We start from the raw sequence: 13,258 nt of genomic DNA, 5'->3' as shown, positions 1-13,258 counted from the left end.
TCGACACACAACACCCTGTTTACTTATAACTTGTATTTAAAGCCAACGAACAACCTTCTGCCAGAATATTCAATTCTATTGTAAGCTTCGCTAGCAACGCGTTGCTCTACGTAAGGTTCGTTGGTTAAATTCAAGACTTGGAATTTCGCTCTCAAGTTTTTCGTAATTTTGTACTGGAAATCAAAATCTACTCGTTCTGTATCGTCAACAATACGGTTAGTTTGTGCTAAGTTCGGGCCAAAAGGCTTCAGATACTCAGACCGATACTTATAGCTAAGACGAGCGGATAGCAATTTGTTTTCCCAATAGATTTGCCCACTAAAGTTATGTTTTGATAGCCCAGCAACGTTCGCAGGCTCAATTCTCTCTTGAACTTCCGAGCTAATGTTTCCGCCAGCTTCAGCAGTTTCATAGTCTGAGTTAGCGAAATTATAATTCAGTGAAATACCTAAACCCTCAATCGCTTCAAACTGATGTAACGCCGTCAATTCGTAACCATTAATTTCTGACTCGTTATCAACGATACTGACCCGGCCATTTACCTCAACATCATAGCTCACGCCGTCAATGACGACAGGCTCAATACCACTACTCACCTCAAAGTTCGCATTGAATTGTTTATAATACACAGCGGCTGAGAACATGGTGTCTTCATTCAAGAAGTAGTTCAAGCTGATGTCATAGTTATCAGACTCAAGCGCCTCTAAGAAAGGATTTCCTAGGGCTGTCACGTTATTTTCGAGGGCAGCCTCAACACTCGTAAACTCTTCATCGGCCCCAACGCTACCGATGTCACGAGCGGCACCGTAGTACCACATATCAGGACGCGACAAACCATCATAAATGGCGAAACGAAGTTGTGTTTCATCACTTAATCCAAGCGCCAAGTTGAGACTCTTTAAGTTATTCGTGTATGAATTATTCAGCACATTTGTTTCAACGTCTGGGTTTGCCAAGAAACTAATAAAACCATTGGCGTCAGTTTCAACGGTATATGAAGTTCGAATACCCACCGCTGTGATGTCTGTTTCTACTCTGCGTATACCAAAGTTACCATCTACCGTAATATCACCAATCTCTGTCGAGAAGTCGGCCATTAAATAGAGCGAAGAAATATCTTCTGTTAGATTAATATCACCACCTGAAGGTGCTTTAGGATCAACCGAGAGGTCTGCGTCACCAACCAATGTGTCATACGCGCAGTGCGTGTCATACGTGGCCCAAGAACTAAATCCTGGTTTGCCATCGTCGCCATAGTCATCTTGTGGAAAGTCAATTAGACAGTTGTCGATAACAGCGGCTAACTTTGCGGGTCTATCAGCAGATGGTGTGCTCAAACGCGCACGTTCTTCCTGATAGTTTTGATTGCGATGCGAGGATATCGCAAGGCCTGCTCTTACATTGTAGATAAATTCTGTATCCAAAGCGTAGTCTGCATCTAAGCGGTAGCTGCTAATTCTGTCATCGACTTCTAAACGGTAGTTTCTTGCTTCGCTGTCGGCATTAAAATATGCCATGTCTTGAATATCAGTAGTCCAGTCTTCAGCAGAGCCAATTGGATCATTGAAGTCGCTGTATACATTTGTCACCGTAGGGAATTGCGTACCATCAGAATTTTGCCAGTCGTAAAACTTGCGTTGCCCTCTGAAACGAGCGTAAGTTCTAGTTTGATAGCGATTGGTGCCCGTATAAGCGCTATCGAAATTGATATGTAAGACGTCGGTGGCTTGCCAATCTACATTTAGACCAATCCCTTTGTATTCCTCTTCTCGTACTCGGTATTCGCCATAAGAGCTGATGCGTGATTCACCGGTATAGCTTTGCAGGGCGTTTTCATCGTTAACAGACCAGTTTGAGATACGACGACGGCCATCGTCCCATAGCAAATCATGACGATCTTCAAAGTAAAAACGATTCGACCATTGACCATCAATATTAATATCAAGGTCTGAAGTTGGTCGCCATTGAAGCGCAGCGATTGCAGCATCCCGGTCCTCTTCGGACTTCATCTGTCGGTAGAAAAATGAATTGGGAATGAAGTAATAATCGCCATCTTCCGCATTGCCACCGTTTGCTGCCGCTCTCGCGTCACTAAAACTACAGTTGCTACCGCCATCTAGGGCAAAATTTGAATTACAGTTTCTCAAAGTTGAACTGGTGTTATAACTTTCTTCTGGCGTGGATGAATCGACACCAGCATAACCAAGTGCGAATCCGATTTCACCCAGCTCTTCCAGTTCAAAGCTATTGGTGTAAGAAATAGATGAGCGATAGCCCCAGCCACTCTCATCATCAAATTTTGCGTGATAAGGATTATAATTGCCACGCACCTCAACCTGAAAGCGCTCTTTACCATAATCAACTGGCTTTATCGTTTTCAAATCAATCGTACCTGAAACACCGCCTTCCAATAAGTTAGCCTGTTGTGCTTTGTAAACGACGACACCATTGACCAGTTCTGAAGGGAATTGACTGAAGGCAACGGAACGGTTACCACTACCAGAAGAAATAGCACGCCCATTAACCGTAGAGAAACCCAAAAATGGGCCTAAGCCACGGATTGAAATTTCACTTGCGTTACCTTTAAAACGGTCGCCGGTGACACCGGTAATACGTTCTAACGTTTCTGCAACGGAGAGGTCAGGTAATGCACCCAAGTCTGTGGATGATAATGCATCAACTATGGTGCTAGCATTTTTCTTTTCTGCTATTGCATTGCGGTAAGAGTCGGCGATGCCTTTGACTTCGATGACTTCAACCACGTCGTCATCTTCACCGACGCTTTGTGCTTCTTGCGCATGAGCGAGTTGACCAATAGTCAGGGACGAAGCAATGGCTAAAGCGAGCGCTTTTTTTCCTCTCTGCATCATTTGTTGGGTAAACCGTGCGTGCATGTAATGTTCTCCGTTAATTATTGTGTTTCCACTTTTATGACGGTCTTATGTGTCGACAGCATGTTCTGAGGCTGCCGACGCCGCTTATGGTGAAAAGTGTCCAATAACATAGTCCATTAATGCCGCCTTGATGTCAAGTGGCCTTACCAATTAATTTAACGTTTATTTTACATTTCATTCCACTTTCAAAGCAGCTAGCCTTCGCGCTAGCTAATATCTGCAAGTGTTAAGTGATCCATATCGTCAAACTCTTGGTTCTCGCCGCCCATCGCCCAAATGAAGGTGTAGTTGGTTGAGCCCACGCCGCTATGAATTGACCACGTTGGAGAGGCGATTGCCGTCTCAGGTTTCATCACAACAGCGCGCACATTTGACGGCTCGCCCATGAAGTGAAAAACACGCTCGTGTGAGGGCATATCAAAATACATGTAAACTTCCGTACGTCGAGCATGAGTATGTGGTGGCTTAGTATTCCAGACATTGCCAGATTCAATTTCAGTGATCCCCATTACCAACTGACATGATTCGAGGGTTTTAGGGCATAGGCTTTGATAAATTGTGCGTTTATTTGACTGATCTTGCTCGCCTAGAGCGAGTTTGTTCGCGTTCTCTTGTGCGACTAGTTTCGTTGGATAAGCAGTGTGGGCTGGATAGCTGACTAAATAAAATTTGGCTGGCGTGCTTCCGTCCTTACTCGCAAAGCTGACCTTCTCGCTACCTCGACCAATATACAAACTATCTTTATTTGTCATATTGAAGGTCTCGCCGTCTACTGTTACCACCCCCTCGTCACCGATATTTATGACACCGACTTCTCTACGCTCGCAAAAGTAAGCCGATGCAAGCTCTTTATGGGTCGGCAGGTCAATGGTTTTGCTGACTGGCATAACACCACTAACGACAGCACGATCGACGTCGGTATAAGTTAAGGTAATTTCGTCCACAACAAACAACTCTGGAATAGTAAAACCATCTTCAAGCTCTGCGTTTGTCATTCGTTTGTAACTATTGCTATCTGGTGTTAATAAAAACTTCATGTTTATCTCCGGTCTTATCTTCTAAATCGGTAATACGATTGCCTGGCTTAGTTCTGCCAAGTTACCTCTATCTGTTTGTTCAGCCTAGTTTGAGTCTGCTTCAAATACTCAGAAAAACGTGCCTCTGAGGCAAATAGACTGTTTTCTGCTTCCCAACCTGCAAGGAAGTAGTAGTGTGCCATAGAACCCTGCATGGCCACGGCAATATTGAGCTCAGAATCAATGAGTGTGCTGTTTTCACAAGGATAGAAAAGTGCCATTCCTAAATTATCATCATTCAAGCTTTGTTTGCCATAGGTCGCGCGATAGCACCATGCTTTTGTGTCTTGCCCTTGGGTAGTTGACGAAATACCCTCGGCCATCAATTTCACATCTGCTTTGCTCTTATCATTGCTCACATGGTTCACGATGCCACTTGCCCAGTGATTTAAGCCATCCGCGTTACCGATAACCTCAGTCAAGCGCTGACCACCTGCAATGCGGTAAGTCACTTGCAAGTCATAAGTTTTGTCACCCACTTGCCAAGCTTTTGCAGATAACATTGCACTTGCATAAATAGCGTCATTTCGAATACTTACGTGGCTACTTTGGAAGTCTGTTACTTTGACTATTTCTCCATCAACATATGCCCCTAAAGCGCCTAATCCAAGTGAGCCCCCTACTTTCAAAACATCCATCCCCCACTCGTCTAGTGCGTGGTAATCATCACCGTCTAAGCCGACCTCTTTTAGCGCTAAGCCCACTTGTTGTTTACCAAAAATATCAACTGCACCTCGATTGTCAAAGTAGTAGCGGTAGCCCACTAGTTCTGACTCCCAACCAAAGCCTTCATATTTAAAGAGTTTATTACCTATTGTATGGTCACTCGGTAACTGGAACTCGCTTACTTGACTGTAAGTGCCGCCCTCGAATTGCATTTTATTATTCATGGTACCGCCAAAACGAACTGCCAGTTCAGCATAAGCCGTACTGCTGTTTTGTTTTTCGAGGCTGCCAGCTTGCAATTTTATAATGCGTAGTCGTTTATGTTCATGAGGTTTAAAAGAGGCCTGAATAAGCAATTCTTTTTGCTCTGAAAAAGAAGCCGATGTAGCCCACTGGTAAGGAAGTGATTGCACCGGCATTTCGCCATCTTTTTGATCTACTAATATCAATAGATTATCGTCTACAAGCAAGCCTTTAGGTAGGTTTGCCGCAGGTACTCTAATAAGCTCATCCTCTCGCGACAAAGGAGTGGAATTAGATGCGTTCAATTTCCACTCAAGCGCGCTTTCAGCAATGGTCATTGTTTTATGAGGATTCTGAATGGAACTGTTGACCAACAGTGCGTTTGCTGGCATCGCAAACATTCCGAAAAGTCCCATCAATCCGCAAGGCACAATCATTCCGTAACGCTTAGTAAAAGCCAAGTTGCTTGTACTAGCCATCCTCTTTTTAATCGTTAACACGCACTTTTGTTTCAATGTAATTTCTTTTCGCAATAGATTCATTTTACTATTCACTATATAGATGAATACAGACTCAGCATCCCCCCAGTTTAGGCATGGTTGAGCGCATTTGTTGCATTGATGTTAAAAATTGTCATAGACATCGATCTAGGAGCAATATACTATACTTAAATTGGTAATGCCACATTACCACCCATACAAATATTCAGAGTGAGGAACTAACGCAGTGCAGCACAATACCAAAATGACACCAATAAGCATGACACCTTCTTCTATAGTAAAAGCGCTCACTTTATCTAGCTTAGTGATGCTTGGCGCGTGTGGCCCAACAGACGATAAAGAGTCGATAACAAAGCCAGCGGCGACACCGCTACAATCTGCAGAGGCGCAAGCACATGTTTTTGCAAAAGTAGATTATCAAGCCCCCATTGAAACGCAGTACTCTCTCAGTTCAGCATTAACTCCTGCTGACATCACTAATGTCGCCACGGCTGTTGCAGACTGGCAGCTTGCACAATTTGATATTCGCTCAAATAAAATGCGCACTGAAATTCGTCCCAGCGGTATTCCGAATGGCTGGATGTATGCGACTTTGCATGTTGGTCTTTGGCATTGGGCAGAAACTAGCGACTCTGATATGTATCGCCAAACGGTACTTAACCTAAGTCAGTTAAATAATTATCAACTTGGTCCTCGCGTTTACCATGCGGACGATCATGCGGTTGGTGATGTTTACTTGTCACTTTTCAACAAATATTCTGGCGAACACCGCATTTTGGATACTATTCAGCACTTCGACCAAGTCGTCGCTGAACCAAGCACAGTCGACCTTTATTTCGACAACAAAGACAAAGAAACCCATCAATTCGAATTGCGTAAATTTGTTGACCCTCGCTGCACTAGCCGCTGGTGCTGGGCTGATGCTGTATTTATGTCTCCTCCAGTTATGGCGCATTTATCCAAAGTCACAGGCGACAATAAATACGTGAACTTCATGGATAAAGAATTCTGGGAAATGACCAAGTACTTATTCGATGAAGAATACGGCTTATACTTACGAGATAGTCGCTATTTTGACCGCAAAGATGATCAAGGGCGTCGCATCTTTTGGGGTCGTGGTAATGGTTGGGTACTGGCTGGATTAGCCCGCACCATCGATTATTTACCTGCAGATTTCGCTAAGCGTGAAGCCTACATTGACCTGTATAAATCAATGAGCAAAACCTTACTGAAGTATCAACTAGAAGACGGTAGTTGGCCTTCCTCATTGCTAGAGAAAAATGCTGATACTCACTCTGAAACCAGTGCAACGGGTCTGCTTGCATATGCACTCGCGTGGGGTATCAACCATGAACATCTCGATGCCGATGAATTTACGCCTGCTGTTACCAAAGCGTGGGAATCTATCGTGACCAATATCCATCCAAATGGAAAGGTCGGCTATGTCCAGCAAGTTGCCTTTGCACCAGGCAGTGCGACAAAAGAGGATACTCAGCTGTACGGCAGTGGCGCAGTGCTCTTAGCTGCATCTGAAATCTATAAAATGATGACAGCGAAATAGAAAGGAAGCGTAGCATGAATAATTACCTACAGACTATGTTTTCTCTTGAAGGAAAAGTAGCACTAGTGACGGGCGCAAGTCGTGGTTTAGGCAAAGCGATGGCTATTGCTCTTGCTAAAGCAGGCGCAGACTTAGTGCTGACAGCGACCAACGAAGCGAACTTGAAGTCCACGCATGACGAGATCCAAAGCTTAGGCAGAAAAGTGCTATCTATTGGCTGTGACCAGAGTCAAACAGAGCAAATCAACAATGTGTTTGAAGAAGTAAAGAGTACTTTTGGCAAACTCGATATTCTCGTTAATAACGCGGGGACAATCCGCAGAGCGCCAGCCGATAAGACAACAGATGAAGATTGGCAACACGTAATCGACACCAACCTAAATGGTGTTTTTCATTTTTGCCGCAGCGCTGGTCAAATGATGTTGGCGCAAGGCGGTGGTAAAATTATCAATGTCGCTTCTTTACTCACTTTTTCGGGCGGTATTACCGTACCCGCTTATGCCGCAAGTAAAGGGGCTGTTGGCCAGCTGACAAAAGCACTTGCGAATGAATGGGCGGCAAGCAATATTCAAGTGAATGCAATTGCGCCAGGTTACTTCTCTACAGACAACACTCAACAACTTCGCGATGATAGTGAACGAAATGCGAGCATCACAGCGCGGATCCCATGCGGAAAATGGGGCCAACCAGAAGATTTAGCAGGTAGTGCGGTCTTCTTGGCCAGCCAAGCTTCGAACTATGTTAACGGACATATTATGCTCGTTGACGGCGGCTGGATGGCTCGCTAATGGCTAGCTCTACCCTTCGTTCTGCGCTATTGCTGAGTGTTGTTGCGTCAGTTTTTCTAATTAGAGATGTTGTTGCTCAGACCCAAGCAACAGAGGAGCCTGTGATAGCAAGGCTGGTGCTACTCGACGAACAAGACTTACTTGAAGTAAAAGCGGCTTATATCGCGGCGAAAAATAAAAATGGACGTTCGATTCACACCGAAGCAATCAAGCTCATACTAGAGCAAGCCGATAAAGCCATGAAAACTCAATATCTGTCGGTAACAAACAACCCAGAGATACCCGCCAGTAAGGATAATCACGACTACTTTAGTGTGGGTCCGTATTGGTGGCCAGACAAATCAAAGAAAAATGGTCTTCCATGGATAAGAAAAGACGGCCAGACTAACCCAACATTTCGTGGACCAAGCGCAGACAATAAGATGTTTGCGACTTTGATGAATGCCAGTCACCATTTATCCTTGGCTTATTTTTTCACGGGTGATAAACGTTACGCTCAAAAAGCGCAGCGTCTGCTTTCGCATTGGTTCATAAGGGCCGAAACAAAAATGAACCCACATCTTAACTTTGCCCAAAGTATTCCAGGTAGAGTGCATGGCCGCGGTATTGGCATAATTGAGTTTCGTGACTTACTGCGTATTTTGGATGCGGTTACACTGATAAAAGAGGTGAGTGACCAAGACTTTCAAGCGAGTTTTAATGAGTGGACCACCATTTTCTTAGGTTGGTTGCTTGAGAGTGCTAATGGCCAAGATGAAGCGGCAAAAGAGAACAACCATGGTACTTTCTACGATGTACTAGTGATTGGTATCGCTTTGCACCTTGGTTTTGACGACCTTGCTACAAAAATTACCGCACTCAGCAAACAGCGAGTAAAAGGGCAAATAAAGAAAAATGGCAAACAGCCCCATGAGCTCGATCGCACACGACCATTTAATTACACTGCATTCAACTTGGTCGGCTTCACCCGTATTGCGAATATGTCTGATCGCATCGGGGTAAGTTTATGGGAGCAACCTTCAGCTACAGATCAACGAATATTAAAGGCATTGGAATTTGCCGTCGCCAATTTATCCACCACAGACTATTGGCCTGGTAAACAGGAAAAAAGCATCGACTACTACAAACTAGTAGCGCCGGCCTTACTTGCCAGAAAAGCCTACGCGGAAAACCCTACGGTTAGCCAACAGATTGACCAATACCTGCAGATTATAGCGAGTAAATCAGAGCAAGCTAAACAACAGCTCGCAATTTGCGCCGCACTATTTAACTACCCTTATTCATTACCTTCGAACAACGATGTGAAATATCGTAGTTGTACGTATTAAAAATCAGGATTTAGCCATGATAAATGTTCATCCACCCTCACTTTTTCGCTCCTCACTATTAGGCGCTAAATGCCGTGCTCATGCCGTTCGTATGAGCTTTGGGCCCGTTTTATTTGCCATTTGCTTAGTACTTGTGAGCCTAGGGGCCCACTCTGCATCGCCAAAAGCCAAGGTTCACGCTGAGGTGACTCCTTTCAATGATAGCTGGGAATATTTACAAGAGAATCATCGAGACATTGCACTTGCGCGGAAGAGCCGTGATTGGAGTGCAATTTCTTTGCCTCATACTTGGAATGCAACCGATACGATGGATGCTGAACCAGGCTACCGACGCAACGCAAGCTGGTATAAAAAAACCTTTAAAGCAGAAGCCTTTGATGGAGTGACGCATTTATATTTTGAAGGTGCTAATTTTGAAACACAAGTTTACCTAAACGGAAAACTGGCTGGTGAGCATGTTGGTGGTTATGTCGGTTTTACTATCGACCTGACGAAATATTTGAAAACCAGCGGCAACAACGAATTGTTGGTGAGAGTATCCAATCGTTACAACCGAAACCTGATCCCTTCTCAGAAATCAGACTTTTTCTTGTTCGGCGGGATCACGCGTGACGTCTGGTTAAAACGTTTACCGCAAAAACATATCGATTACATGGCTATTACAACGCCGTCTGTGTCTGCGGAGTCAGCAAGTACAGAGGTAAAAGTCGATGTCGTCGCCGACGAGGCAGCTAGCTTCACAGTGATGGCGGAGATTATTGCGCCAAGCGGTGAGAGAGTGCAACGCCAAACTATAGAACTGCTTGCAAATAAGGGAATGAACAGCACAAAACTGAACTTCGAAGCCATCAAACAACCCATCCTCTGGTCGATCGATGAGCCAAACCTTTACCAGATGAAACTAAGCTTATTGGATGCTAACAAGAAGGAATTGCACACCAAACTCGATACCTTCGGTTATCGCTGGTTTGAGATGAAACCTCACAAAGGCTTTTTCTTAAACGGTGAACGCGTTCTGATCCGTGGTACCCATCGCCATGAGGAGCATGCAGGCTTAGGAGCGGCATTACCGAACGAGCTGCACCGTAAAGATATGCAGATGATGAAAGACATGGGCGCCAATTTTGTGCGCCTAGGTCACTATCCACAAGATCCTGAAGTGTATAAAGCCGCCAACGAATTAGGTTTGCTCATTTGGGATGAGTTGCCGTGGTGTCGCGGCGGTAAAGGCGGTGCAGAATGGGAAAAGAACACCGAATACCTATGGCAAGCCCAAGTAAAACAGAACATAAATCATCCCAGCATTATATTCTGGTCCTTGGGTAATGAAATATATTGGGAGGAAGATTTTGAGGGTGGTGGCGCAACCGAGCTAATTAATCCCTACCTCGAAAAGCTAAACACAATGACCAAAGAAATGGATCCCTATCGCTTAACCAGTATTCGCAAATACTATCCGGGTTCAGATATTGTTGATGCTTTTTCGCCTTCAATTTGGGCAGGCTGGTACGGTGGATCCTACAGTCAGTATGAAGAGGCATTAAAAGATGCGCATGCAAAATATCCAACCTTTATGCATATGGAATACGGCGGTTCTAGCCACGTTGGACGTCACACTGAAACCCCTATTTCACCTAAAGGTTTGAGAAACGCTCAGGTGTCTGTGTCTGAAGCGGTCAATCAAGCCGTTGTAAGAAGTGTTGCGAAAGACAGTGATTGGAACTCAAACTATATCGTAGACCTGTTTGATTGGCATTTGAACGTGTCTGAGAATCTCCCTGACTTTGCGGGTAACGCACAATGGGCTTTTAAAGACTTTGGTACGCCTTTACGTCCATTAAACCCCATTCCTTATACGAACATGAAAGGCTTAGTAGATCGCAGCGGAAACTTCAAAGATGCCTATTATGTGTTTGCTAGCTACTGGAAAAAAGAGCCCTTCTGTTGGATAGAGTCACACACTTGGACGCATCGCAATGGACCAAAAGAGGGCCGTGATGTGACGGTTTACTGTAATACCGATAGCGCAGAATTATTTCTTAATGGTGAGTCGCTAGGGAAAAAAGAGAAGCAACAAGGTGTTGTACCTGCTGGCGGTTTGGTGTGGAAAGTCCCCTTTAATAATGGTGAAAACACACTTAGCGTAAATGGCTTTAAAGACGGTGAAAAAGTTGCAGAAGATGAGCATGTAGTTACCTACCTAATTGGTAAACATGGCAAGTTTAAAACCATTAACTTACAAGCAGAAAACATTGAAGGTAATCGTTGGTTGATCACCGCAGAAGCTATAGATAAAGAGGGCAATCGTGTACTAGATTACTCAGAGCGCGCCTACTTCTTTAACATAGGAGAGCAAGGTAAGTTAGTGAAAGACCAAGGTACTCCATATGGAAGCAGCACCATTGATATGGCGAGTGGTTTTGCTGCAATTGAATATATCGACAATGGCAAAACGAGTACCATCGAATACCGCGGCCAAAATGTAAAAGGAGTGTATGTTGAAATTACACCTAACTAAGCATCTATTCGCGGGAACGCTGGCTTTCTCGCTTGCTGCTATGACGGCAAGTGCCGCTCAAGCCACCGTGCAAGCGATTGGTGCTACCCTGCCTGACATTCTTTCAAATGAGAAAGTCATGAAAGATAAGTTCTTACCAGACTACTCTTTTGCGGGTTATGCGAACTCAGAGAAAGCACCCAGCACGCAGGATTTCACTGTTATTAACGTAGCAGATCACGGCATTTTTGCGAATGATGGTTTAGACGACAGCCAAGCCTTATTAACCTTACTCGACAAACTACGTGAATCAGATGAACCGACTGTTCTGCAGTTTTCTAAAGGACGCTATATTATTAGTTCAATCATCTACTTTGACCGAAATAACTTAGTCGTTCGCGGCGAAGGCAGTGGTGTAAGCGGCACTGAATTTTACTTCCCTCGCCCACTCATTTATACCGAAGCACCTGAATTGAAAGAGCTAAAAGAGTATCTGGTCTCATTAAATAAAATACAAAAAGAGAAGAAAAACAACATCTACCTTCCCTTCACCGAGTGGGCTTGGTCAGGCGGTTATTTTTGGACACGTATTAAAGATCTTCGCGTGAAAAAATACCTCGACAAATATGATGTACCCATTCGTACGTTAGCGACACCAAACAAGGGAAAACAAGGGGAGTTTATCCTCACGGTCGATACTAGTGACAAACTGAAAGTAGGCGAAATCATCGAATTGCAGTGGTACAACACCAAAGGCGAAAACGCCCCCATTATCAATGAGCTTTACCACGGTTTAGTTGATAATGTCGGCTCTCATCACTGGCGCTTCGCTAACCTAGCACTCGCAAGACAACAATCAGAAATCGTCGCTATCAACGGCAATCAAGTAGAATTGAAAACACCACTTTTGCACAACATTCACGAAGGCATGGAAGTGAATTTGGCACCTTGGGAGCACCTCAGCAATATTGGCTTTGAGCACTTCACTATGACCTTTCCTTTCGCTGAACGCATTGCACATCACGTAGAACAAGGCTTCAATGGCATATACTTAACCCGTTTATATAACGGATGGGTAGACGACGTCAAAATTACCAATGCCGACAGTGGTATTTTAACCGAGGAAGTCGCGAATATCAGTATCACTGATGTGGTTACTGACGGTGAAAAATTCGCTCATTATTCCGTGCAAATGGGGGCGGTGCACAATGTGTTGGTTGAAAACCTTCATGTTAAAAATAAGGTAGAGCATCCTCTAAGCTTTAACACCTTTGCTACCAAGAGTGTCTATCTAAGAAGCTCTATCGATATCGATCCGGTACTTGATCAACACAGCGGCGTGAACCAACAAAACCTCTTCGACATGATTAGCGTAAACGTCACTTTAGATGAAAATCGACAATATCCGCTATTTGCTGGCGGAGGTGCAAGCTATTGGAAGCCTTCCCATGCAGCTTACAATACATTTTGGAACATTAATGTCCGTTTTCAAAACGGGCATGCAAGTGCACAAAGTGTGCTGTTAAATGGGATGAAAGATGGACCGAAAGCACGAGTGATCAGCGTAAATGGCAATTTACCAGTACATGTAGAATATGGTCCAGATGCCTACATTGAAGGCACTAACTGGGTGTATCCTGAAGCAGAATCGCTGTTTGAATATCAGCTTAAAAAGCGCTTATCGCAAGAATAAAGGAAAGCCATC

At 44.3% G+C, this 13,258-nt stretch carries 8 protein-coding genes; 5 read left to right on the top strand and 3 right to left on the bottom strand.

The window, feature by feature from the left end:
- Positions 1-23: 23 nt before the first annotated feature.
- The 3 genes from RM544_RS06675 to RM544_RS06665 all read right to left on the bottom strand — a co-directional run bounded on the left by RM544_RS06675 (position 24) and on the right by RM544_RS06665 (position 5,358).
- Entirely contained in the window at positions 24-2,894 is a 2,871-nt protein-coding gene (locus RM544_RS06675; protein WP_311360991.1) for a TonB-dependent receptor, read from the bottom strand.
- Between the two features lie 206 nt (positions 2,895-3,100).
- Entirely contained in the window at positions 3,101-3,931 is an 831-nt protein-coding gene (gene kduI, locus RM544_RS06670; RefSeq protein ID WP_311360990.1) for a 5-dehydro-4-deoxy-D-glucuronate isomerase, read from the bottom strand.
- Between the two features lie 47 nt (positions 3,932-3,978).
- Positions 3,979-5,358, bottom strand: a complete 1,380-nt coding sequence (locus RM544_RS06665; RefSeq protein ID WP_311360989.1) for a DUF4861 family protein — start codon at positions 5,356-5,358, stop codon at positions 3,979-3,981.
- Positions 5,359-5,605: 247 nt separating this feature from the next.
- Here RM544_RS06665 and RM544_RS06660 point away from each other — a divergent pair, with 247 nt between their 5' ends.
- From RM544_RS06660 to RM544_RS06640, 5 genes are read left to right on the top strand one after another with little or no spacing between them, the layout of a single operon-like run.
- Entirely contained in the window at positions 5,606-6,940 is a 1,335-nt protein-coding gene (locus RM544_RS06660; protein WP_311360988.1) for a glycoside hydrolase family 88/105 protein, read from the top strand.
- 14 nt (positions 6,941-6,954) lie between these two features.
- On the top strand, positions 6,955-7,728 hold the full coding sequence (gene kduD, locus RM544_RS06655; RefSeq protein ID WP_311360987.1) for a 2-dehydro-3-deoxy-D-gluconate 5-dehydrogenase KduD: 774 nt from the start codon (positions 6,955-6,957) through the stop codon (positions 7,726-7,728).
- Entirely contained in the window at positions 7,728-9,056 is a 1,329-nt protein-coding gene (locus RM544_RS06650) for an alginate lyase family protein (protein WP_311360986.1), read from the top strand. Before kduD ends, RM544_RS06650 begins: the two co-directional genes overlap by 1 nt.
- A 16-nt stretch (positions 9,057-9,072) precedes the next feature.
- A complete protein-coding gene (locus tag RM544_RS06645; RefSeq protein ID WP_311360985.1) occupies positions 9,073-11,574 on the top strand; it encodes a glycoside hydrolase family 2 protein in 2,502 nt (833 codons plus the stop codon).
- Entirely contained in the window at positions 11,552-13,246 is a 1,695-nt protein-coding gene (locus RM544_RS06640) for a hypothetical protein (RefSeq protein WP_311360984.1), read from the top strand. The genes RM544_RS06645 and RM544_RS06640 overlap by 23 nt, the downstream gene beginning before the upstream one ends.
- The last annotated feature ends 12 nt before the right edge of the window (positions 13,247-13,258 follow it).

The sequence above is a fragment of the Brumicola blandensis genome, from assembly GCF_031846165.1.
Lineage (GTDB): Bacteria > Pseudomonadota > Gammaproteobacteria > Enterobacterales > Alteromonadaceae > Glaciecola > Glaciecola blandensis.
The sequence above is the reverse complement of the archived record's forward strand: the minus strand, read 5'-3'. Positions and strand labels throughout refer to the sequence as shown.